The sequence below is a fragment of the Haloarcula sp. K1 genome, assembly GCF_001647155.1.
GTDB lineage: Archaea > Halobacteriota > Halobacteria > Halobacteriales > Haloarculaceae > Haloarcula > Haloarcula hispanica.
Genome location: NZ_LRHL01000023.1, coordinates 315,235 through 335,236, shown reverse-complemented (window position 1 = coordinate 335,236; position 20,002 = coordinate 315,235). Strand labels below are relative to the sequence as shown.

General features: G+C 64.9%; 25 protein-coding genes and 2 tRNA genes. 6 read left to right on the top strand and 21 right to left on the bottom strand.

The genetic code is table 11. The features are described from left to right. Window positions 1-70: 70 nt before the first annotated feature. Entirely contained in the window at window positions 71-886 is an 816-nt protein-coding gene (locus AV929_RS09195; RefSeq protein WP_064288055.1) for a heme-copper oxidase subunit III, read from the top strand. Between the two features lie 22 nt (window positions 887-908). Here AV929_RS09195 and AV929_RS09190 read toward each other — a convergent pair whose 3' ends face one another. After that, on the bottom strand, window positions 909-1,433 hold the full coding sequence (locus tag AV929_RS09190; protein WP_014040349.1) for a hypothetical protein: 525 nt from the start codon (window positions 1,431-1,433) through the stop codon (window positions 909-911). 3 nt (window positions 1,434-1,436) lie between these two features. Continuing rightward, window positions 1,437-3,719, bottom strand: coding sequence for a DUF6789 family protein (locus AV929_RS09185; protein ID WP_064288054.1), 2,283 nt, complete (start codon window positions 3,717-3,719; stop codon window positions 1,437-1,439). A 177-nt stretch (window positions 3,720-3,896) separates the two neighbouring features. Here AV929_RS09185 and coxB point away from each other — a divergent pair, with 177 nt between their 5' ends. After that, window positions 3,897-4,619 (top strand): cytochrome c oxidase subunit II, encoded by a 723-nt coding sequence (coxB, locus tag AV929_RS09180; protein ID WP_014040347.1) that lies wholly within the window; start codon window positions 3,897-3,899, stop codon window positions 4,617-4,619. A gap of 27 nt (window positions 4,620-4,646) precedes the next feature. Here the strand turns inward: coxB and panB are convergent, their stop codons facing one another. Then, window positions 4,647-5,456 (bottom strand): 3-methyl-2-oxobutanoate hydroxymethyltransferase, encoded by an 810-nt coding sequence (gene panB, locus AV929_RS09175; protein WP_014040346.1) that lies wholly within the window; start codon window positions 5,454-5,456, stop codon window positions 4,647-4,649. Between the two features lie 97 nt (window positions 5,457-5,553). Between panB and AV929_RS09170 the strand changes: the two genes are divergently transcribed. Continuing rightward, window positions 5,554-5,781: a DUF5822 domain-containing protein gene (locus AV929_RS09170; protein WP_005534398.1), complete on the top strand. Its 228-nt coding sequence runs from the start codon at window positions 5,554-5,556 to the stop codon at window positions 5,779-5,781. Here the strand turns inward: AV929_RS09170 and AV929_RS09165 are convergent. From AV929_RS09165 to AV929_RS09155, 3 genes are read right to left on the bottom strand one after another with little or no spacing between them, the layout of a single operon-like run. Further along, window positions 5,760-6,302 carry an HAD family hydrolase gene (locus AV929_RS09165; RefSeq protein ID WP_064288053.1) on the bottom strand — a complete coding sequence of 181 codons (543 nt, stop codon included), beginning with the start codon at window positions 6,300-6,302 and terminating at the stop codon, window positions 5,760-5,762. The genes AV929_RS09170 and AV929_RS09165 overlap by 22 nt on opposite strands. Before the next feature lie 48 nt (window positions 6,303-6,350). Continuing rightward, entirely contained in the window at window positions 6,351-7,478 is a 1,128-nt protein-coding gene (locus AV929_RS09160; protein WP_064288052.1) for an acyl-CoA dehydrogenase family protein, read from the bottom strand. Between the two features lie 37 nt (window positions 7,479-7,515). Then, window positions 7,516-8,019, bottom strand: coding sequence for a multiprotein-bridging factor 1 family protein (locus AV929_RS09155; protein WP_064288051.1), 504 nt, complete (start codon window positions 8,017-8,019; stop codon window positions 7,516-7,518). A gap of 131 nt (window positions 8,020-8,150) precedes the next feature. Here AV929_RS09155 and AV929_RS09150 point away from each other — a divergent pair. Further along, window positions 8,151-8,235 (top strand) — tRNA-Leu (locus AV929_RS09150). A 135-nt stretch (window positions 8,236-8,370) separates the two neighbouring features. Here the strand turns inward: AV929_RS09150 and AV929_RS09145 are convergent. Both AV929_RS09145 and AV929_RS09140 read right to left on the bottom strand, forming a co-directional pair. Then, window positions 8,371-8,598, bottom strand: a complete 228-nt coding sequence (locus tag AV929_RS09145) for a hypothetical protein (protein ID WP_230458870.1) — start codon at window positions 8,596-8,598, stop codon at window positions 8,371-8,373. Window positions 8,599-8,806: 208 nt separating this feature from the next. Then, window positions 8,807-8,891: transfer RNA gene (locus AV929_RS09140), tRNA-Leu, on the bottom strand. An 86-nt stretch (window positions 8,892-8,977) separates the two neighbouring features. Here AV929_RS09140 and AV929_RS09135 point away from each other — a divergent pair. Further along, window positions 8,978-9,286: a cyclin gene (locus AV929_RS09135; protein WP_014040341.1), complete on the top strand. Its 309-nt coding sequence runs from the start codon at window positions 8,978-8,980 to the stop codon at window positions 9,284-9,286. Here the strand turns inward: AV929_RS09135 and AV929_RS09130 are convergent, their stop codons facing one another. From AV929_RS09130 to AV929_RS09070, 13 genes are all read right to left on the bottom strand, one after another. Further along, window positions 9,287-9,775 (bottom strand): phosphopantetheine adenylyltransferase, encoded by a 489-nt coding sequence (locus AV929_RS09130; RefSeq protein ID WP_014040340.1) that lies wholly within the window; start codon window positions 9,773-9,775, stop codon window positions 9,287-9,289. A 70-nt stretch (window positions 9,776-9,845) separates the two neighbouring features. Next, window positions 9,846-10,412 carry a winged helix-turn-helix domain-containing protein gene (locus AV929_RS09125; protein ID WP_064288050.1) on the bottom strand — a complete coding sequence of 189 codons (567 nt, stop codon included), beginning with the start codon at window positions 10,410-10,412 and terminating at the stop codon, window positions 9,846-9,848. A 112-nt stretch (window positions 10,413-10,524) separates the two neighbouring features. Beyond that, entirely contained in the window at window positions 10,525-11,604 is a 1,080-nt protein-coding gene (locus AV929_RS09120; RefSeq protein WP_064288049.1) for a glutamate--cysteine ligase, read from the bottom strand. 107 nt (window positions 11,605-11,711) lie between these two features. Then, complete coding sequence (locus AV929_RS09115) at window positions 11,712-12,344, bottom strand: fibrillarin-like rRNA/tRNA 2'-O-methyltransferase (RefSeq protein WP_064288048.1); 633 nt, start codon at window positions 12,342-12,344, stop codon at window positions 11,712-11,714. Beyond that, on the bottom strand, window positions 12,341-13,183 hold the full coding sequence (locus AV929_RS09110; protein WP_064288047.1) for an NOP5/NOP56 family protein: 843 nt from the start codon (window positions 13,181-13,183) through the stop codon (window positions 12,341-12,343). Before AV929_RS09110 ends, AV929_RS09115 begins: the two co-directional genes overlap by 4 nt. Window positions 13,184-13,264: 81 nt before the next feature. Further along, window positions 13,265-14,047: a DUF5803 family protein gene (locus AV929_RS09105; RefSeq protein ID WP_064288046.1), complete on the bottom strand. Its 783-nt coding sequence runs from the start codon at window positions 14,045-14,047 to the stop codon at window positions 13,265-13,267. A 10-nt stretch (window positions 14,048-14,057) separates the two neighbouring features. After that, entirely contained in the window at window positions 14,058-14,732 is a 675-nt protein-coding gene (locus AV929_RS09100) for a DUF2110 family protein (RefSeq protein ID WP_064288045.1), read from the bottom strand. Further along, window positions 14,732-15,262 (bottom strand): transcription factor E, encoded by a 531-nt coding sequence (gene tfe / locus AV929_RS09095; protein WP_064288044.1) that lies wholly within the window; start codon window positions 15,260-15,262, stop codon window positions 14,732-14,734. The genes AV929_RS09100 and tfe overlap by 1 nt, the downstream gene beginning before the upstream one ends. Window positions 15,263-15,449: 187 nt before the next feature. Continuing rightward, window positions 15,450-15,722, bottom strand: coding sequence for a hypothetical protein (locus tag AV929_RS09090; protein ID WP_064288043.1), 273 nt, complete (start codon window positions 15,720-15,722; stop codon window positions 15,450-15,452). 71 nt (window positions 15,723-15,793) lie between these two features. Next, the gene (locus AV929_RS09085) at window positions 15,794-16,348 is read right to left on the bottom strand and encodes a dihydrofolate reductase (protein ID WP_064288042.1); all 555 of its coding nucleotides are present in this window, start codon (window positions 16,346-16,348) and stop codon (window positions 15,794-15,796) included. Beyond that, window positions 16,345-17,697, bottom strand: coding sequence for a sulfatase (locus AV929_RS09080; protein WP_064288041.1), 1,353 nt, complete (start codon window positions 17,695-17,697; stop codon window positions 16,345-16,347). The genes AV929_RS09085 and AV929_RS09080 overlap by 4 nt, the downstream gene beginning before the upstream one ends. A 55-nt stretch (window positions 17,698-17,752) precedes the next feature. Further along, on the bottom strand, window positions 17,753-18,295 hold the full coding sequence (locus AV929_RS09075) for a tRNA (cytidine(56)-2'-O)-methyltransferase (RefSeq protein WP_064288040.1): 543 nt from the start codon (window positions 18,293-18,295) through the stop codon (window positions 17,753-17,755). Next, a complete protein-coding gene (locus tag AV929_RS09070) occupies window positions 18,292-18,954 on the bottom strand; it encodes a thioredoxin domain-containing protein (protein ID WP_050007208.1) in 663 nt (220 codons plus the stop codon). The genes AV929_RS09075 and AV929_RS09070 overlap by 4 nt, the downstream gene beginning before the upstream one ends. Window positions 18,955-19,071: 117 nt before the next feature. Here AV929_RS09070 and AV929_RS09065 point away from each other — a divergent pair, with 117 nt between their 5' ends. After that, window positions 19,072-19,998, top strand: coding sequence for an NAD-dependent epimerase/dehydratase family protein (locus AV929_RS09065; RefSeq protein WP_064288039.1), 927 nt, complete (start codon window positions 19,072-19,074; stop codon window positions 19,996-19,998). Window positions 19,999-20,002 lie beyond the last annotated feature (4 nt).

Genomic DNA, 20,002 nt, shown 5'->3' with positions numbered 1-20,002 from the left:
GGGTGGATCCCGCAACCGACACACAGATCGCGGGGGTACCGTTTTACCGGACCCACTGCTACGCATTCACATGGCTGGATCGACGGAAACGGCAACTGAACACGCCGCCGACAATGGCCACGAACACCGGAGTCGGTGGCCCCTAATAGCTGCAATCGGTGCTGCGTCGCTGTACCTGGGCGTCGGATTGGTGTTTGTCGGGCTCGATCTGGTCCCGTCCGTGGTCCCAGTTGTACTCGGCGGCGCTGGTGCGGTTGGCTTGCTGGCCGGACTCGCCGGGTGGGCCAACGAGGCGTTCATCGCCGATTACGTCCGGAACCGCAGGGACAGCGATTCCGACCTGTACGCCACGACGATGATTCTGTTTCTCGTCTCAGACGTGGCGACGTTCTCGGCGGGCTTCGTCTACTACGCCTTCATCCGGACCGGGTCGTGGCCGCCGGCCCACCTCCCGCCGTTGCTTGGCTCGCTGGTGGTCATCAACACGGCGCTGCTGCTGGCAAGCAGCGTAACGCTCCACTACGGCCACGAGGCGCTGGAACGCGGGAACCGACAGCGGTTCCTCGGCCTGCTCGGGGTGACGCTCGCGCTCGGCGTCGTCTTCCTCGCCGGGCAGGTGTACGAGTACTACGAGTTCGCCGCCGTCGATGGATTTAGCATCGGCTCCGGCGCGTTCGGGAGCGCGTTCTACGGCCTGACCGGCCTCCACGGCCTCCACGTCGCCCTCGGCGTGCTCCTGCTCGCTATCGCCTTCGCTCGTGCGCTCCGGGGCCATTACGCACCCGAACGCGACACCGCCATCCGGACCACGTCGCTGTACTGGCACTTCGTCGACCTCGTGTGGGTGTTCCTCGTCGTCGTGCTGTACGTCGGCGCTGCGCTCTGAGCGAACACCGAGCGAGGGACCGCTACTCTGACCGGCCGGCCCGCTGTTCCAACCGCACCAGCCGCCGGTACAGCGGCGGGGCCAGGACGCCGAGGAACCCGAGCGCGATGGCGAACACCCCCAGCGGGAACTGTAGCGGCGCGGCCGCAAAGCAGGTGTTCTCGGCGACGAGGGTCACGTAGTACTGCTCGCCCTCGTAGGTGACGAGAGCCCCGCGGCGGAAGGCGTCGGCGTTGGGCACGTCACCCACGACCTGCTCCTCACCGACCGGGTCGTCTACGGCCGTCAGGAACGCCGTCTGTTCGTCCGAGGAGAGGTCGTCGAAGGCCAACTGCGGAAGCCGCGGTCCCGGCTCGTCCCCGCCGAACCGCTCCGCCGTTGCTTCGGGTGATTCGACACCGATGGTCGGGTTCCCGCAGTTCTCCAGGTCCGGCTCGATAATCGCGTAGCCGCCGGGCACGGCTCCGGCGATACCGACCGCGATGAGCAAGACGCCGACGAAGGGCGCGAGATACTGAAAGACGAACGAATCAGCGCCGTCGCTCATCTGTCAGCCGCCCCCGTCGGTCCGGGTCCGAAGCGTCTCGTCCGACTTGAGGTACTGGAAGGTCACGGTCAGCCCGATGCCATACGCCCAGTGGGAGACGAGGACGAATGCGAGATAGCCGACAAAGGCAAGCCCGCTCTGGCCGGTGTAGAACGCGATGGCGAACCCGCTAGATATCAGCGTCGCGAACACCAGCCCGGTCTCGAACAGCAGCCGACCGGGGAGGTAGTCGGAGAAGGCAAGGAACAGGAGCGGCCAGGTGACGGTCCCACCGACGAGGAAGAGCACGGCCCCGATAGCCGGGCTCGCGGGCAGCCCGACCAGTTCGGCGATTTCACTGAAGGAAACCGGGTCGAGGACGCCGATGAGTATCGCTGTGATGAGCCCGCCGCTCATCAGGACTGTGCCGACAAACCCGCCAGCCGCGGCCATCCAGGCGTTTCGTGAGACGGTCTCGGCGACGGTACCGACGCCGCCGGCCAGTCCGGTCGGCTCGGCTTCAGGGGCGTAGGAGCGCCGTGTCGTCTCGGGCTCGGTCGGCTCCATATCGTACTTGTTCATCATGTGCTGTTCGAACCACTGCCACTCGCGGGTGAACTGGCTCGTCGCCTTCAGGCCCCACGGGTCCGTCGTCGACACGGGCGTCCCCCGCCAGTAAGAGACGAGCATGTTGTACAGCCACAGCAGGGCGCTCAGGCCGATGATGTAGCCGCCCACGGTCGCGATTTGCTGGGCGAACTGGTACTCCGGCGGGTAGATGGCCTGTCGTCGCGGCAGCCCAAGCCCGCCGATGACCAGCAACGTCATGAACGTCACGAACGAGCCGAAGACGATCAGCAGCGCCTGGAATCTCGCCATCCGCGTGTCGTACCACCGACCAGTGATGAGCGGGTACCAGTAGTAGCTCGCGGCGATCATCAGGAACGGGATGATGCCGACGACGATGAGATGGAAGTGGCCGACGACGTAGTAGGTGCCGTGATAGAGGATGTCGATCGGGATAACTGCGAGGAACACGCCGGTGACGCCACCGATGATGAACGTCCCTATCCCGCCAGCACAGAGGATAAACGGCGCAGTCAGGCGGATGTTCCCTTCCCACATCGTCGTGATCCAGTTGAACACCTTGATCGCGCTCGGAACGGCGATAGCGATGGAAACCGCCATGAACGACAGCTTGACCCGCGGGTCCGCGCTCGTCGTGAACATATGATGCGCCCAGACGCCGAAGGAGAGGACGCCCAGCCCCAGCGTCGAGTAGACGATGAACTGGTAGCCGAAGAGTTTCCGGCCGACGAACTTCGGCAAGATAAGGCTCATCAGCCCCGTCGCCGGGAGGAAGAGGATGTACACCTCCGGGTGGCCCCAGAACCAGAACAGGTGTTGCCAGAGGATAGCACCACCGCCTTCCGTCGCAAAGAACGTCGTCGCGAGGTTCCGGTCTAGCAGGAGCATCACGAGCGCGCTCCCCAGCAGTGGGAACGCGAACAGTGCAATCCCGCTCGTGACGAGCATGTTCCACGAGAAGATGTCGAGGTTCGCCCAGGTGACGCCCTCGCCACGTTCGTAGACGATTGTGGTGATGAAGTTGATAGCACCGACCGTCGTGGCGATGCCGCTCAGGTGCAACCCGAGCAACAGCAGGTCTATCTGCGGATTGGGCTGTTGCACGGACAGTGGTGCGTACAGTGTCCAGCCGATGCTCACTTCGCGCATCGTGAGGAAAAACCGGATAGCGTTCGCCGGGAGCACCAGATTCAGAACCTGGCCGAGGACCTGGATCATGAGTCCCATCCGGACCATAATGAGTGCCGGCGGCAGGAGCCAGAACCCGATAGCGTTGACCCGCGGGAACGCCATGTCGTCGGCTCCGATGAGGAGCGGCAGGACGTAGTTCCCGATGCCGAAGAACACGGGCAGGACGAAGAATATCAGCATCGTCAGCCCGTGCGTTGTAAACAGCGCGTTGTACGTCTCCGGCGTCCAGATGTCCGCCGGCGGCGTCAGCAGTTCCGTCCGGAGCATCATCGCGTCGACGCCACCCCACAGACCGGCGGCGGTGCCGAAAGCGATGTAGAGCAGACCGATGTCCCGGTGGTCCGTCGTCGTCAGCCAGCGGGACACTTCAGACTGGAGTCGACCGATTTCGAATTCGATCTCCTCTCGGGTCGTGTAGCCGCCGTCGCTCTCCGGTCGTGCTTTCTGCCGCTCCCGGAGCCACAGAAGAAGCACCGACAGCGCCAGCACGGCCAGGGCAGTTCCCTCAACGATAGCCCTGTTTAGCATCTGTGTGTAACGTGCCGTCCCGGAACGATTGCTCGTCTCGTCATGCTACACGTTACCAATAATTGACACGCCCACATTCATAAAACTACGCTGGGAACCCGACACCAGTACGGGTCACCGGTCAGCTGTCATCACCTTGGGCAAGTTATTTGACACGGCGATTGGTACAGTGTGACAATGCGTCTCCGACGACGCGTGATTCAGGCGGGCCTTGTCGTGGTCGGGCTCTCGCTACTTGCTGCCCCGGCCACAGCGCAGTCGGTCAACAGGGCGGCTATCGACGACCTCAACGAACAGCTCCTGTACGTCGCTCTGCCGTTGACGTTGTTCGTCGAACTCACGCTCGTGTACGTGATCTACCGGTTCCGGAACAACGACGACCCGCAACCGACGGTCGACGACCCGGCGCTAGAGGTGACCTGGACGGCCGCGACGGGCGCAATACTTGTCTTTGTCGGGATCTCGGCGTTCGTGGTGATGGCTAACCCCTACATCACGCCTGCAGCGGCCGAGGCATCCGCCGGCGGAGGCGACGCCTTCGCGGAGGATACGGAGATAGACGTGCTTGCCTACCAGTGGGGATGGGAGTTCTCCTACGCCGAAGCGAACGTCACGACGGAGGAACGGCTGGTCCTTCCAGCGGACAGGAACGTCACGTTCAGGCTGCGGACGACGGACGTGATCCACGCCATCTACATCCCGCAACTAGGCGTCAAACAGGACGTCTTCCCCAGCCGGACGATAACGGCCCGAACGCACGCGACCGAACCCGGCGAGTACCGGCTGTACTGCGCTGAGATGTGCGGGTCCGGCCACAGCAAGATGAACGCCACCGTCGTCGTCAAGAATCAGTCCGCCTACGACGCCTGGATGGAGAATCAGACGGCTTCGGCCGACTAGCGGACTGCTGAGTAGGCGTGAAAAGCGTCAGTACAGGTCGTCGAGTTCGCCCTCGGTGTGGCTGTGGGACTCAGCCGGGAACTCGCCGGATTCGACGGCGTCGATGTACTCGTCGACAGCGTCGGCGACTTCGCCGCGAACGTCGCCGAACTGCTCGGCGAAAGGCGGGCTGGACTCGGAGAGGCCGACCACATCGGTGAACACGAGCACTTGCCCGTCACAGTCGCCGCCGGCTCCGATGCCGATAGTCGGGATGTCGACGGCCTCGGTGACCTGGGCGGCGAGGTTGGCCGGGATGTGTTCGAGCACCAGCGCGAACGCGCCGGCGGCCTCGTGTTCCCGCGCGAGGTCGAGGATTTCCTCTGCCTCCTCGCGGCCGGTCGCCTGCCTCGTGTAGCCGGTCTGGTTCACGCTCTGTGGCGTGAGTCCGAGGTGGGCCATCGTCGGGATGCCCAGCTCCGTCAGCCGCTCGGTCAGTTCGACCGTATGTGGCCCTGATTCGAGCTTGACCGCGTTTGCGCCCTCTTCTTTCAGCATCCGCCCGCAGTTCTGGATGCTCTCGCTCTCGTCCGTGCCGAAGGAGAGAAACGGCATATCGGCGACGACCAGCGCGTCGTCCGCACCGCGTGCGACCGCGCCGACCCGTGAGGCCATCTCGTCGAGCGTGACCGGGAGCGTGTCGTCGTGGCCGAGGACGGCGTTCCCCATGCTGTCGCCGACGAGAATGACGTCCACGCCGGTGTCGTCAACGATGCTCGCGGTCACGGCGTCGTACGCTGTCAGCATCGTGATCGGCTCCTCACCAGCCATCGCCTGCAGATCCCGGACAGTTGGCATATCCGAGCGGGGGCGCGCCTGCGCCTTACCTGTTCGGGTTGCGCAGTTCGCGCAGGAAACCGCAAGGTGCTTGCCGCACCTAGCTGTACCACAGGTCGTGCCAACAGTCGAGAAGACGGACCCGGACGGCGTGGACTTCGGGTGGGTGATGCAGGTCACGTTCGTGACGACGATATTGGTCGGCTCGCCGCTCGTTGTGCTCGCGTCGACCGCGGTCACGCTCCAGACCTGGACCGCGCGGGCGATGTTCGCGGTCCGCGTCGGCGCGCTCATCTGGTTCCTGACGGCCGTCTGCGTCTACCTCTACGCGCGATACCGGGCTTGATCGAACTCGCTCGCCCACTCGAATGCCATCCCGGCCCGCCGGGCGGCCGTCGCGTCGCTCTCTGAATCGCCGACGAACACGGCCGCGCCGGGGTCGACCCCGATTTCTTCGGCAATCGCCAGCAGACCCTCCGGGTCAGGTTTCGGTGACTCGACGGTGTCACGGCCGACGACCGGCCCAACGTGACTGTCGAGGCCATGGACATCCAGCGCGGCCCGACACGCCTCCTCGGCGTTGAGCGAGCACACGCCGACGGGGACGCTGTGTGGGAGGCCGTCGGCGAGGGTCAGTCGCTCCGACTCGTGCGCCCCGGTCCGCTCGTGGTCGGTGATCGCCGCCTCGACGGCGTCACGGTGGTCGGTCTCGGATGACAGCGTCAGCATCTCCCAGAGGTCGCGGTTCTCGGGGTCGACGTTTCGTTCCCGCAGGACCGTCGCGACGTCGCTGGTCACCGTAGCCCAGTCGACGGCCAGCCTGACGAGCGTCCCGTCGAGGTCGTAGATGACGGCGTCGTGTGTCACACCAAGCGATAGGGCCGACGCCCGCAAAACCGCTTCGCCCCGTCGAGCCTACTCCAGCAAGTCCTGTGCGATAATGTTCTGCTGGATTTCGCTGGTCCCCTCATAGATGGTCGTCACCTTCGCATCGCGGTAGAAGCGCTCGACGGGGTAGTCCGTCGTGTAGCCGTAGCCGCCGTGGATCTGAATCGCCTCGTTGGCTACGTCCACCGCCGTCTCGCTCGCGAAGTACTTCGCCATGCTCGCCGCCGCTCTCGCTCGCTCGCCGCGTTCCAGTTGCTTTGCGGCGTCCCACGTCAACAGCCGCGCCGCCTGCACGTTCGTCGCCATGTCCGCGAGCTTGTGCTGAATCGTCTGGAACTCGCTGATCGGCTGGTCGAACTGCTCGCGCTCCTGCGCGTAGTCGAGGGCCTCGTCGAGCGCGGACTGTGCGAGTCCGACGGCCTGCGCGGCGATGGCGACCCGACCGGTCGTCAGAATCGACAGCGCCGCGGCCAGTCCCTTGCCCTCCTCGGTCAGTTGGTAGCGCTCGGGCACGCGGACGCCGTCGAACTGGAGCGGAGTCGTGTCGCTCGCGCGGAGGCCGAGTTTGTCCTCTTTCTCGCCGACAGTGAGCCCCTCTGTGTCTTTCGGCACCAGAAACTGCGTTATCGAGTCCGGGTCGTCGGGGTCGGTCTTCGCGAAGACGATGACGACGCCCGACCGCTTGCCGTTGGTAATCCACTGCTTCTCGCCGTCGATGACGTACTCGTCGCCGTCGCGCCGGGCGGTGGTCGACATCTCCCGCGGGTTCGACCCGGCCTGTGGCTCCGAGAGCGCGAACGCGCCGACCGGGCGGCCGTCGGCCATGTCGGGGAGCCAGTCGTCCTGCACTGCTTTGGAGCCGAACTGTGCGATACACGAGGTCGCGAGACAGTGGACCGACAGCGCCGTCGCGACCGCGAGCGACCCGTACGCGAGTTCCTCGTTGACCAGCGCGTACGTCGGCTTGTCGGCGTCGAAGCCGCCGTATTCGGCCGGTGTCGTCAGCCCAGTGATGTCGATATCCGCGAGCCCGTCCCAGCACTCTTCGGGAAAGGACTGCTCGCGGTCGGCATCGGCGGCTTTCGGACGGATGTCCTCGACCGCGAACTCTCGAACGGTGTCTCGGATGGCTCGCTGTGCAGCGGAGAGATCCATACCGACCGTTACAGCGGAGTCACGAAAATATTCGGGGTCAGTTGGACTCGACGAGGTCGATGTCGAGGTACTGTTCGAGCGCCTTGATCGTCGACCCACCGACGTTCGCCTGCGTCGCGCGCCCCTGCTCGACAGCGAGGATGTCCGCTTCGTCAAGATCGAGCTCCTCGGCCAACTCACCTGTCTGGAGGCCCTCGCCCTGACGCGCCTCCGTCACGCGCTCGCCGTACTTGCTGACCAGATACGGGAGCTGGTCGTCGTCGTAATCAGCGCCGTCCTCCCAGTGGGAGGCATCGGCCTGCTGTGCGTCTTGCATCTTCGCCGCGTTCTGCGCGGCTTTGCGTTTCCGGTTCTGCTCGTCGCGCGAGCTGTCACTGCCCGTCGTTCGCTCGTTTTCCCCGTGGTCACGCGCACAGCTGTCACACACCTGGAGGGTCGCACCAGCGACGTTCGCGGTCTGGAGGTCGCCGCCGTCGCTACCGCAGAGCTCACAGCTCCCGCCGGCGCTATCGCCACCACTGCCGGTCGAGTATTTGGCCATGCCCCCCGTAGCGGTTTCGTGATATTTCAAACGTCCGGTTCGCTCGAGTGACACACCCTCCCGGGGCGGGTCTAAACGAAAGCGCTTTTATTGACCCACCGGGAACGGTTGAATGCACTCAGCAAGAGCGCGCGTGGGTAGCCAAGCCAGGCCAACGGCGCAGCGTTGAGGGCGCTGTCCCGTAGGGGTCCGCCGGTTCGAATCCGGTCCCACGCACTCTCAGAGCGCAGGTGCATTCCCTTGGGACTGCACCCACGCAAACTTACTTCGGACACAACGCTTCCAGAGCGCTCGCTGTCCCGTCTCTCGTCAAAATAGATGACCGCGAGCCTGAGCGAGCCCACTCCTCGCTCACCGCATCTCGTCGAGCGCGACCGCGTGCTCGATGTCGACCGAAATCCAGTGGGTGGGGAGCTCGTCGTCCTGATCGCCGAAGACAGTGAGCTCTGTCGGATTGTCCGCGTCGTCAACCGCATAGTCGAAGCGAGCCGATCCCGCGGGGCGAGCAGACGAATCACGGAGTGGGTCATACACCGACATCGTCAGTCCCTCGTTTGAAACGACGTGGACACTCCTCATAAGCGGCAGTTGTGATTCCTGCGGTGTGAGAATCAGCCAGTAGAGGCGGTGGATGCTATCGCCCCAGTAACTGTTCGGGTAGAGCGGTGTGCGGGACCGGATTCGAACCGGATGGAGACGGTCGGCCTCGCGTTGCTCGGCCGCTGCGACTCCCAGGGTTCGGAATCCGCTGGCGATTCTGCTGCTCGCGGTTTGCTCGCAGCAAGAATGCGCGGGACCGGATTCGAACCGGCGGACCCCTACGGGATAGCGTCCTAAGCGCTACGCCTTTGGCCTGGCTCGGCAACCCGCGCGCACCAGTCGGTATCCGCGTTGGCATCAAGAACCCTTCGCTTGCGGGCGACGAAGGTTTAGGTAGGATGGGGAACAACGAACTCGTATGTACCGCGCCAGCGACCGAATCGAGCACGACGAGTGGCTCTCCGACATCGAAGCCGCGTCGGATAGGCTCGACCTCGGGACGGAGGCGCGGTCCCACGCGGTCGACCTGTTTCTCTCGACAGTTCCGGACGAAGACCGCTCGAAACAGGCGACAATGGCTGCCAGCGTGTACGTCGCCGCGCTGGTCGCTGGTGAGGAGCGGTCCCAGTCCGCTGTCGCGGAGGCGACTGGCGTCTCCCGGTTGACGATTCAACAGCGCTGGAAGGACTTGCTGGAGACGGCCGGGCTGGAAGCGCCGGGCTGGTAGCTACGAAATGTTCTGACGGCCGGTGCGGTTCGGCGTGAGGTTCCCGTGTTCGTCGATTTCGCCCTCGACGATCCGGGTCGAAGAGATGATGTCGCCGTCCTCGGCGCGGACGTGCGGGACGACTTCGATTTCGAGCGGGTCGTGGCCCCGCTCCTCGCGGATCTCGTTGATGCGGCGGCCGCCGGTCTCCGTCTCGGGCGAGACGACGAGCGTGTCGAACTGCGGCTCCGTGGCGATACCGGTCGGCTCGGTGAGTTCCCGGACCGCCCATTCGCGGCCCTGGTCGGCGGCGAGCGTCGCGAGTTCGTCGGCGAGTGCAGATTTCCGTTCGCTGAACGGCCGAACGTGGCGCTGGTCGTGGCGCGTCTTCGGCGCGAGGTCGTCGCTGGTGAGGCCAACTGTCACGTCCCCGAGTTCGAATGCGCGTTCGAACAGCGCGCGGTGTCCGTCGTGAATCGGGTCGAACGTTCCCCCCAGCGCGACATTCATATCCCGGGCAACGGCGCGGGTAGGTTTAGTAATATCGACTCGCGAAACGGCTTGCAGGAACCCGTTTTGACTACACGTCGGCGTCGTCGTCGCCGCCCTCGGACCCGTTTCCTTCGTCGCCAGTGTCCTCGCTGGCGTCGGTGTCGTTCGTGCCGTCGTTCGCATCCTCGACCGAAATCGTTACCGGCTCGTCGTCGGGTTCCAGCGTCGTCTCGCCGCCGCCGATATGGTCGTCGAGGTTGAACACCGTGTTCAGTTCCGACTGGATGTCTCCGACGATGGTGTTGACGAGGTCGCTCGGCGGAATAGCGCTGTACTCGTAGGGGTTGTTGCCCGCGCCGTCGCTCTCACGCTTCTGGCGGGTCACGACTTCCTCCTCGGTGAGCGCCGCCAGAGCCTCGCGGACCGTGCTCGGATACAGACCGGTCCCCTCGGCTATCTCCTCGCTGGTGCTCTCGGGATGCTGTCTTAGGTGGACGTAGATCCGCGCCCGCGTCTCCGTGTCGAGCACCCACGCCAGCAGGTCGACGATCCCTTCGTCGAACTGCTCGACCGCGCGGTCCGCCTCCTGTTCGATTCGTTCACGGACATCGCCTGTGTCCTCGAGGTCGTCGTGATCGTTGTCGTCTGCAGACATGCGTTGTCTCTGTGAGGACAAAAGCTACAGCTGGATAAAAACCCTTGGCTCAGACTCTCCTGTCGCTCCGCAGTATCGAGCAGGCAAGTCCGGCCGCGGACGACAGCCCAGATCAGGACAGGCGAAGCGAGTCAGCGAGCGCCATGACCCCCTCCTCCGCACGAAGCCGGCGCTGTCGCTCGGCCCCGCTTTCGCGGTCGTACAGCCCCCACAGTCCGTCGATACCCAGCCGGTCGCTCTCCATCTCGACCAGTTCCTCGACCGAGCGTGTCGTCGAGATGTCACGCGATATCAGTTCTGCGGACTGGCCGTGGCGGATTGCACGCCACTTGTTCTCGTCGAGGAACTCCCGGCGGAGTCGCCGGCCGGACTCCCCGTCTTCGTAGCGCTCGGCGAGATCGACGACGAGTTCGCGGACGTACTCGACGAAGGCCAGCACCCGGTCCGGGTCGGCTTGCCCGTCCGGAGCACGTACCTCGACGGTGCCGTGGCCCGAATGCGGTCGCACGTCGAACCACAGTTCGCCGCGGTCGTCGATACTACCAGTTTCGAGCATCCGCCGTTCGTAGGTCTCGAAGGCGTCGTAGTCGTCGAACGCTGTCGGCATCCCGGTGTTGGGCAGGCCCTCGAATATCTTCCCGCGGGCGGACTGCAGCCCGGTGTCGAAGCCGTTCCAGTACGGCGAGTTCGCCGACAGTGCAAGCATCAGCGGGAGATGCCAGCGGAGTTCGTTCGCCACCCAGACGGCCTTGTCGGCGTCGTCGACGCCGACGTGGACGTGCAGGCCTGCGGTCGTGTTGCGGTGCTGTGGGTACTGGATTCGGTCTAGCTGGGACTTGTACCGGGGCTTCTCGGCGTGTTCGAGTTCGCGCCACTTCGCCAGCGGGTGCAGTCCAGCAGCGGCGATACCGAACCCGTTCGCTTCGGCGTGGTCGACCAGCGCATCCCGGACTGACCGAAGGTGCTTCCCGGCGTCCGCCGGGTCGTCGATACGCGGCGTCTGCGTCTCGATAACGCACTTGAACAGTTCGTGGTCGAGCCGGCCGTCGAGAACCGCAGGCGGCTCCGTCTCGTAGACGAGTTCGTCCGTGCCAGACGTCGGGCGACCGAACTCGTCGACGACGTAGAACTCTTCCTCGATGCCGAGCGTCCCCATCCGGGTAAAATGCTCGGCAGATCCCGTCGCGTCCATTACTCAGCACATCGGAATCGACCCGGTAAAGCCTTCCGTCCCCGCCCGCTCAGCCCGCACAACTGGATTCCATCCTGACGTGAATCGCGTGAACAAGAGGTCCCGCGTCAGTCCTTGCGGAGCCGAGCGACGATACCGAGATGGTCCTCGTGATACGGGTCCAGTCGCGCCGTCTCCAGCAGTTCGTACTCGGCGCTGAGTTCCGCACGCACGCTGTCGAACACGGCGTCGGGGTCGGCAGTCACGTCCTCGCTCCGGGCTTTGATAGCCGCGAGCAGCCGACCGTCGTCGGTCAGGAACTGTTTGTTGAGTGTCGCCACCCGGGCCTGCCCTCTGGTTGCCACGTCCTGTACAACCACGTCGACCGGTTCGACGACGTGGGCGTAGCTCTCAGGCTTGCGTGCGTCCTTGAGCAGCGGGAAGAGATTCCGCCGGCTCTCCGCGGCGTCCAGCAGTTCCCGCACGGGCCGGGGCGCGAACTCGACGGCGTAGGTCGGGCCGCCGAAATCGGCAACGTGACTCACGGTCGTCCCGGCCGCCGCACCGAGGTACAGGACGGTCTCACCGCCCTCCAGACCGGTGTCCATTCCGTGCGCAAGCATCGCACCGAGCTTCGAGCGGTGGGGGTCCCACCGCCGCCAGTCACCGTCCGTCCGCTCGCCGTACACCGGCTGTCCCTGTGTGGCGAGACTCGTCTCACCGCCGAAGTCGTGGCGCTCAACGCCGGATGGAAGGGTCATTCGTCGTCCCCCTCCTCGGCTCGTGCCTGAATCCGTTCGATGCGCTCGTCAAGTTCCACCTGCAGGTCTGGCCGGCGGTCGCCGCTGTAGTGGTCGATGCGGGCGGCAATCGAGAGCTTCCCCGCAAATGCCCGCGCAGCCGACCCGCGGTCCTCCCGGCGGGTCCCGCGCACGTACTCGTGGGTGAAGATGACGCCGTGTTTCGGGGACGGCGCGTTCCCTTTGAGGTGTGCGAACAGCGCGTCTTCCGCGCCGAGGACCTGTACCGTCCCGCTCGGTTTCTTCGCCAGCGCTTCGAGGCCGCCGGCCAGTGAAATCAGGCGGGCCGCAAGCACCGGCCCGGCCAGCATCGAGAGGTTCGGCGCGACGGCGGGCGCGGTCCGTTCGATGTACGCCCGAAGCGAGTCCGCCTCGTCGGCCAGCTCGGCCGTCTGCCCGGCGAGCGCCCGGAGGGCAGTGTCTCCCTCGTCCTCGTCGTCTCGGTCGGCCAGCGAGCGAGCGTACTCGACGCCGCTCCCGCTATCACCGTGCCGGCTCCCGCCCCACTCGGCGACCCGTTCGGCGAGTTCGTTTGCCGTGCGCTCGCAGTCGGCCATCGCCCGGACCGCGTGGACGAGCTGCTGGTCGTCAGCGCCCTCTCGTTCGGCGACCGCCGCGCTGGTGGCCGCCATCGTCACCTCGTGCAGACGGTCGTAGTAGTCCGCTTCGTCGTCTGCGAACCCCGCCTCGACTGCCTGCTGTGGCCAGTCCTCCGGCGTGTCGGCTCGCCCGGCCTCTATCTGTTCGACAGCGGCCGCGTCGTCGTCCGGGTCCAGCCCGGCGAACCACCCGTTGCTCATAGCCGTGTGTGTACGCCCGACGCGAAAAAGTGACCCGGTTAGCGCCTGCGAAACGCGTCGGATCTCGCTTTCGATCCGGCCTCAACGCATCCCTGGCGGCGGACCACGGTCCCGCGGGTCGTCGTCACCGTCCTCTTCTTCGAGGTCGATACCGGCCTCCTTGCGTCGGCGAATCACTTCCTGCAACTGCCGATAGTAGTACAGCGTCCCCACGACGCCGATGACGATGGCGATGGCCGACAGGCCGCCGAACAGCCACAGGTCGCGGTCAAGATAGTACCGGACGACAATCTGGTCGGAGGTCACCTCGTCCCAGCGGATGACCTGCTGGCCGTCGACGGTCTCCGACTCGTAGCCTCCCGGGCTGATTCGCGAGAGGAACGGAATCCCGGCCCCAGTGTTGGGCGGGAGCACGACCGTGTACGAGCCGTCCTCGACGAGCGTGGGGGAAGCGAAGCGCTTGCCGGTCCGAGCGACCGAGTAGCCCACCTTTCCGGAGACGTTCCCGGAGAGATTGACAGTCGTTCGCTGGCGGCTCTCTGAAGCGCTCAGCGAGGAGTTGGCAGCGCTAACGACAGTCCCGTTCTCGTACCGGAACCGAAGCGCACTGATAGGGACACTCCGCTCGCGCCCGAGGCCGTCGACGGTGTACACGTCAAATGTGGTCTCGTTCTCCACGGCGTAGACGGCGGTGTATCTCGATTCCTCGATGACGATTGTTCCGTCTGCCGAGGTATTCCAGTCGTAGCTCGCGTTCTCGTTCAGCCGCTCCGGGTCGACCTCTTCGGAGCCGAAGAAGCCGCTACACCCCGAAAGGGCGACCAGTGCGAGAACGGCGACCAACAGGAGATGGCGGCGTTTCATAGCTCGAAAGTCAGGGCACGATTGCCAGCAGCTCCGACGGCATGTACTGCCCGATGTCGGCGAGCAGCCCCGGCGGGTCGGTGTCCGGGTTGCAGATGATGCTCTGTTCTAACAGGCCGATGCGTTCGACAGTGACGATGTCCTGTGCGTGGCCGGCGCGGTTGACCGTCGCACGCGCTTCCGAGCGTGTCACGCTGTTCGCGTTGATGCGACCGTTGTTGCCACGGCTCCACTCGTACAGGCGGTCCTGCTCAACCTCCGAGAGGCGTGCTGGGTCGCCAGCGACGAACCGGAGCGGAAGGTGCTGGACCAGTCCGAACCGCTTCCGGATCTGGCTGGGCGTCCCCTGCCCGAGACCGAGCTGATCGGCCGGAATTCGGACCGTCTGCCCGAAGCCGACGTCGAGGACGAACCCGTCCTCGTCCCAGCTATCGAGCGTTCCGACGTACGTCTCGCCGTCCTCGTGGTCGGCGACCATCTCGCCGAACTCCTCGCGCAGCAGGTTCTTCGCGACCGTCTCGTCGGGGCCGTCGACGGTCACCGACGGGAACTCGTCGTCCCGGAGGCCGATGTCGTACGCCACGTCGAGGTCACCGAGTTCGTTGCCGACCATCGAGCGCAGCCCATCGAGCGTACGGTCCCGGGCATCGCCGGCGACGTACACTTTTGTACCGAGAACGACCATCAGGCTTCCACGTCCACGTCAGCGTTCAGTTCGTCTCTGAGCTCGTCGATGCGGTTCTCCATCGCGGTGACGAGACGGGTGTTCTCCATCGTCTCGACCTGGTTGCCACATTCGGGGCACTCGAAGCCGAACTCCATCGCCTCGCCGAACTCGAAGCGAATGCCGCAGTGTTCACAGAGGTAGAACTCGTTTTCCCGCTCGTACTCGCGGCGCTCTTCGAGGCCGTCGAGCAGGCGGTGCATCTCCTCTTGCAGTTGTTCGGGGATCTTCTCGTACTGGAACGTCCAGAGGTACGTGAGCCACCCGGAGTCCTCGTCGCGGAGCCGACGATAGGTCGCGAGGTCGTTCTCGTAGAGGATAAACAGCGCTCTGCGCACGTCGTTCAGTTCGAGTCCGAGCTCCTCGGCCAGTTCTTCGTCGGTCACTTCGCCGTCCGGCGGCGCGGCGGCGACCGGCATCCCTTTCGGTCCGACCAGCTCGTGGAGGTATTTCTGTATGACGGGGTCCTCCAAGAGTTCCTCAAAAGCCATTACCCGCACATCCGGGAGTCATGTGGTTAAAACCATCGGGTCGTCCTCTCTTGAACGCTGACACAGAGGCCGGGACCATGCTGCTGGTGGGAAGCACTCGTTGTGCCCGCAGGCAGCCAGCAACAGCGACGGACAGCAGTCCTTTTTCGGGCACCACTGTCACCGTAATCCGTCGCCACGACCCTCGCTATTCGATTTGCTCGACTGGAGTCCGACAGGAGGAGCAGGTCTCTTTGTCGATAGCGACGAAGACGGAGTCACAGGACGGACACTCGTAGAGATTCGACTCAGGTTCGTCGGCCGCGCCGTCACCGCCGGCGGAGCTAGCCTGAACACGGTTGTTCGTCACTGCACTGGCCTCTGGACCGTTGTCTGACTGCCCCTTCCCACCCGAGAGTACATCCGAGACGGATTTTTTGATTTTGTCTAGCATCACGAGTTGCTGCAGGATAGTAGTCATTTGAATTACTTTAACAGCTGTGGTTTTCAGGCCACCGACAGTTTCAGGCGACTTTGTTGACTGGCGAACAGTCAGAGGTCGTCGAGCGGTCGCGGCGACGCCTGTTCGTATTCGATAACGTCGAACCCGTCGTGGGACTCCCGGGACAACTCCGTCCATTCCGCTCCCAGGTCCGGGAAGTAGCGGTCCCCCTCGTTTCGCTCGTGGATGCGGCTGAGAAAAATCCGGCCGGCAAACGGGAGAAACAGGTCGTACACCGCCTCGCCGCCGATGACGTAGGTGACAGGCGGCGAGTCGCTCGCTCCAGTGGCGTCGCCAGCGAACGATTCGGTTGCGCCAGCGCGGGCGGCGGCATCGACGGCTATCTGCGGCGTCGTGGCGTACTCGACCGTCTCCGAGTCGGCGCTCCGGCTATCATCGGTCGTCAGAACGACAGTGTAGCAGTCAGTTAGCGGGTCCATCGAATCGAACGTCCGGCGGCCGAGGATGACCGGGTGACCCGCGATGCGGTCCTTGTACTGGCGCACGTCCTCGGGATAGTGCCAGGGGACGCCGCCGTCCAGGCCGATGACGTTGTTCTCGTCGGCTGCGACTACGAGGACCAGTTCGGTGTGGGGTGCTGTCATTTGTACCCCAGTGCCTCCAGCCGGTCGTCGAGCGCCCCGGCAAACTGTGTGTCGGACGCGTCCTCGAACTCGGTGTAGCCATCGAGTAGCGTCGCGATATCCACGTCGGCGTACCGGTCGCTGTCAAAGTGGTTCCGGACGACGGCGGCGGCGATATCGCTGTCCTCGGCCGTGCCGCCACAGCCCTTGATGACGGATTCGTGGGCACTGTCGCCCCACGCCGCCCGCTTTCGGACCTCGTCGCCGGGCCGGTCGTGGTAGACCAGTCGGGCGTGCTTCGCAAAGGGTGCGGCGTCGCCACAGATCCGTTCGGCCTCCTCGCGCATCGCCGGGCCGATGGGGGCCTGGGACGCGACGACGGTCCCGTTCGGCGAGGCGAACGCCGGGCCGTCCGCGTTGCCGTCGCCGAGTGCCATCGCGCGGACGGCGTCGGGGAACCGGCTGAGCGTCGCCAGGTCGGTGACGCGGTGTCCCTCCCGCTGGCCGGGGGCACGGACGACGAGTGGGACGTGATACATACTGTCGTGAGTCCCGATGCGGTGGCTGACGGCCGGCGGTTCCTCGGGGATTGCCGTTGGCTCGCCGAAGCCCTCGCCGTGGTCACCGGCGAAGACGACCAGCGTGTCGTCGAGGACGCCCTGTTCGTCCAGTCCGCGGATCAGTGTCTCGAAGATGGCGTCGGCCTGCCGGACCGCGCCGTCGTATATCTGTTCGAGAATGCCGGCAAAGCCAAGCGACAGGTTCCCGGAGAGGAACTCCCAGTGCCACTTGAACCCCATCGACTCCTGGAGTTCGCGGGAGCGCTCGTCGCTCCACTCGTCGTAGTCGGCGAGCGGTTCGTACGGGCGGTGGGTGTCCATCAGATTGATGCAGGCGGCCCACTCGTTCTCACGCTCGTCAATCCACTCCAGCGTCCGGTCGGCGTACCAGAAGCCGTTTGGCCAGTCGCCCAGCGAGCCGTTCGTCTCGTAGGCCGAGTCATACTGCTCGGGCGAGCCGACCGCCGTCTGGAACACCTCGTCGAGCCCTGACTCGTGGTCGGTCAGGAACGGATTGTCGGAGAACAGCCCCGTGTCATAGCCCGCTTCAGCCAGTTCTTCGAAGATTGTGTGGCTGGCGTCGAGTCTAGCGGTGTGGTCGACGCCGTGTTCGTGGGTCTCGTGGCCCGTGAACATGCTGACGTGGCTGGGGACGGTCCAGTTGCTCGGGCTGCGAGCCTGCGTGTACACCGTCGCCTCCTCGGCAAAGGCGTCAAGAAAGGGCGTCGTCTCCCGGCGATAGCCCAGAACGGAGGTGTTCCGGGCGCGGAGACTGTCAGCGACGACGACCAACACGTTGTGACGCGACATCTGAGCCACACTTAGCGTCGAGGGATAAAAGCCCCGCGGCACAACTGCGTGGGTATCACTCTTCGTCGGGATCGACGACCCGCTTGCCGGTTTCCTGCGGGACGACGACTCTCTCGGGGTTCTCCCACTCGCGGTCCAGTTCCCGGCCCTCGAAGAGGCGGTCGAGGAAGACGGCCAGGGAAGCGACCTCGGAGTGTGGCTGGTTGGTGACGCCGACGTTCCAGTCGGCGTGTTCGTACACTTCGAACGGGACCTTCTCTGCGCCAACGACGACCAGCAGCGGTTCCTCGGCGTGGGCCTCGCGGACATCACCCTCGATATCTTGCACCGGTTCGCCGTACATCGTCAGGTGGACCACGCGGCCCTCGAAATCACGGATGAGCCGCTTCGGTTTCTCTGTCGAGGCCACGTCGAAGGGGCCGCCAAAGCGGTCGGTGATGTCTATCACCGTGTCGGCCTGATTGCGAGCGGCGTTGGCCAGCACGACTTTGTCAGCCCCGAGCGCGCGTGCGGTGAGACCGACGTGGGTCGTCATCCGCTCGTCCCGGCCGGGCCGGTGGCCCAGTCGAAGCACCGTCACCTGCGGCGACTCTTTCATCCGTCGCTCCGTGCCGCTTCGATAGCCGACCGAACCGGCTCGTAGGCGATTTCGCTCCACTCGACCCGCTCGTCGTTGACGAACACGGTCGGCGTCCCCTGGACGCCACGGTCGATACCGGCATCGCGGTCGCCGGAGACTGTCGGGCGGTACAGTTCCCCCGTCGCGGCCGCTCGAACCGTTTCGCCGTCGACGTCCAGTCCCTCCGTCAGTTCGGCGTAGGTGTCCGGGCCCAGCTGGTTCTGGTTCGCGAACAGGCGCTTGGAATACGTGAAGAAGGCCGCCGCGCCGACGTTGTCCTGCACGGCGCGCGCGGCGCTTGCGGCCTGCCACGAGACTTCCTCGTCGACCGGAATCGGGAAGTCGTGGTGCTCGTAGCGGACGGTTCCGTCAGCGAGGTAGTCGTCGCGGAGTTGCGGGAAAACGGACTCCGAGTAGGTCGCACAATGTGGACAGGCGTAGTCCTCGTACACCGCAACGGTCACGTCGGCCCCGGGGTCGCCCGCAACCGGCGTTGAGAGCGGTTGGCCCGGGAGCGGCGTCGGCGTCTCCGTTGTCCCGGCTGATTCCGACTCCGAGCTACCGCCGGCACAGCCGGCCATCGCGCCGATAGCGCCGACGGTGGCCGCCAGCAGCCCGCGGCGAGTGAATCGAGTCATAGCCGACTCTCACAGGGGAAGCTATAAAACGACGTTGTCATCCGTTACTGGGGTACGGATTCCCCTGGAATCGGCCGCGACCACAACGTTTTTTCTCGCATGGGAAGCATCGCACCTATGGACGTATCAGAGAAGCGAATAGTCGTCACCGGCGGGGCGGGCTTTATCGGGTCGCATCTGGTCGAGCGCCTCGGTCCGGACAACGACGTAGTGGTCGTCGACAACGAAGCGAACGGGCAATCCGAGTGGGTCCATGAGGACGCGACCTATCTGGATGGTGACCTCACCGACCCCGACGTCGTCGCCGAGGCCATCACGAGCGATGTCGACCTCGTCGTCCACCTCGCGGCGTCGAAACTGGTCGACACGGACACGCCCCGCCGACAGTTCGAGGACAACAGCGACATCACCTACAACATCCTCGAACGGATGCAGGAAGTCGGCGTCGAGAACCTCGTGTTTACGTCGTCATCTACTGTATACGGCGAAGCGCCGCGGCCGACTCCGGAGGATTACGCGCCGCTCGAACCAATCAGCGTCTACGGCGCGACGAAACTCGCCGAGGAGTCGCTCGTCTCGACGTACGCCCACAGCCACGACATCCAGTCGTGGGTGTTCCGATTTGCGAACATCGTCGGCCCCCGCCTGCGCGGCGCGGTCATTCCCGATTTCATCGAGAAGCTCACCGAAGACTCGTCGACGCTGACGATTCTCGGCGACGGCCGCCAGGAGAAGTCCTACATGCACATCTCCGAGTGCATCGACGCGATGCTGTTCGCCGTCGAACACGCCGACAAGGACCACAACGTGTTCAATCTCGGGACGCGGACCACCACGTCAGTCGACCGCATCGCCAGCATCGTCGCCGACGAGATGGGCATCAACCCCGAGTACGAGTACACCGGCGGTGACCGCGGCTGGACGGGTGACGTGCCGCGAATGCGCCTCTCCGTCGACAAGCTCTCGGCGCTGGGCTGGGAGCCCGAACAGTCGAGCGACGACGCGGTGCGGCAGTCGACCCGCGAACTACTCGAAGAACTCTGAGCGC

What these genes read in the sequence shown, in the direction of transcription:
- AV929_RS09195 (WP_064288055.1), top strand. Translation starts at nt 71, where the DNA reads ATGGCTGGATCGACGGAAACGGCAACTGAACACGCCGCCGACAATGGC.
- AV929_RS09190 (WP_014040349.1), bottom strand. Translation starts at nt 1,433, where the DNA reads ATGAGCGACGGCGCTGATTCGTTCGTCTTTCAGTATCTCGCGCCCTTC.
- AV929_RS09185 (WP_064288054.1), bottom strand. Translation starts at nt 3,719, where the DNA reads ATGCTAAACAGGGCTATCGTTGAGGGAACTGCCCTGGCCGTGCTGGCG.
- coxB (WP_014040347.1), top strand. Translation starts at nt 3,897, where the DNA reads ATGCGTCTCCGACGACGCGTGATTCAGGCGGGCCTTGTCGTGGTCGGG.
- panB (WP_014040346.1), bottom strand. Translation starts at nt 5,456, where the DNA reads ATGCCAACTGTCCGGGATCTGCAGGCGATGGCTGGTGAGGAGCCGATC.
- AV929_RS09160 (WP_064288052.1), bottom strand. Translation starts at nt 7,478, where the DNA reads ATGGATCTCTCCGCTGCACAGCGAGCCATCCGAGACACCGTTCGAGAG.
- AV929_RS09155 (WP_064288051.1), bottom strand. Translation starts at nt 8,019, where the DNA reads ATGGCCAAATACTCGACCGGCAGTGGTGGCGATAGCGCCGGCGGGAGC.
- AV929_RS09145 (WP_230458870.1), bottom strand. Translation starts at nt 8,598, where the DNA reads ATGAGGAGTGTCCACGTCGTTTCAAACGAGGGACTGACGATGTCGGTG.
- AV929_RS09135 (WP_014040341.1), top strand. Translation starts at nt 8,978, where the DNA reads ATGTACCGCGCCAGCGACCGAATCGAGCACGACGAGTGGCTCTCCGAC.
- AV929_RS09130 (WP_014040340.1), bottom strand. Translation starts at nt 9,775, where the DNA reads ATGAATGTCGCGCTGGGGGGAACGTTCGACCCGATTCACGACGGACAC.
- AV929_RS09125 (WP_064288050.1), bottom strand. Translation starts at nt 10,412, where the DNA reads ATGTCTGCAGACGACAACGATCACGACGACCTCGAGGACACAGGCGAT.
- AV929_RS09120 (WP_064288049.1), bottom strand. Translation starts at nt 11,604, where the DNA reads ATGGACGCGACGGGATCTGCCGAGCATTTTACCCGGATGGGGACGCTC.
- AV929_RS09115 (WP_064288048.1), bottom strand. Translation starts at nt 12,344, where the DNA reads ATGACCCTTCCATCCGGCGTTGAGCGCCACGACTTCGGCGGTGAGACG.
- AV929_RS09110 (WP_064288047.1), bottom strand. Translation starts at nt 13,183, where the DNA reads ATGAGCAACGGGTGGTTCGCCGGGCTGGACCCGGACGACGACGCGGCC.
- AV929_RS09105 (WP_064288046.1), bottom strand. Translation starts at nt 14,047, where the DNA reads ATGAAACGCCGCCATCTCCTGTTGGTCGCCGTTCTCGCACTGGTCGCC.
- AV929_RS09100 (WP_064288045.1), bottom strand. Translation starts at nt 14,732, where the DNA reads ATGGTCGTTCTCGGTACAAAAGTGTACGTCGCCGGCGATGCCCGGGAC.
- tfe (WP_064288044.1), bottom strand. Translation starts at nt 15,262, where the DNA reads ATGGCTTTTGAGGAACTCTTGGAGGACCCCGTCATACAGAAATACCTC.
- AV929_RS09090 (WP_064288043.1), bottom strand. Translation starts at nt 15,722, where the DNA reads ATGACTACTATCCTGCAGCAACTCGTGATGCTAGACAAAATCAAAAAA.
- AV929_RS09085 (WP_064288042.1), bottom strand. Translation starts at nt 16,348, where the DNA reads ATGACAGCACCCCACACCGAACTGGTCCTCGTAGTCGCAGCCGACGAG.
- AV929_RS09080 (WP_064288041.1), bottom strand. Translation starts at nt 17,697, where the DNA reads ATGTCGCGTCACAACGTGTTGGTCGTCGTCGCTGACAGTCTCCGCGCC.
- AV929_RS09075 (WP_064288040.1), bottom strand. Translation starts at nt 18,295, where the DNA reads ATGAAAGAGTCGCCGCAGGTGACGGTGCTTCGACTGGGCCACCGGCCC.
- AV929_RS09070 (WP_050007208.1), bottom strand. Translation starts at nt 18,954, where the DNA reads ATGACTCGATTCACTCGCCGCGGGCTGCTGGCGGCCACCGTCGGCGCT.
- AV929_RS09065 (WP_064288039.1), top strand. Translation starts at nt 19,072, where the DNA reads ATGGACGTATCAGAGAAGCGAATAGTCGTCACCGGCGGGGCGGGCTTT.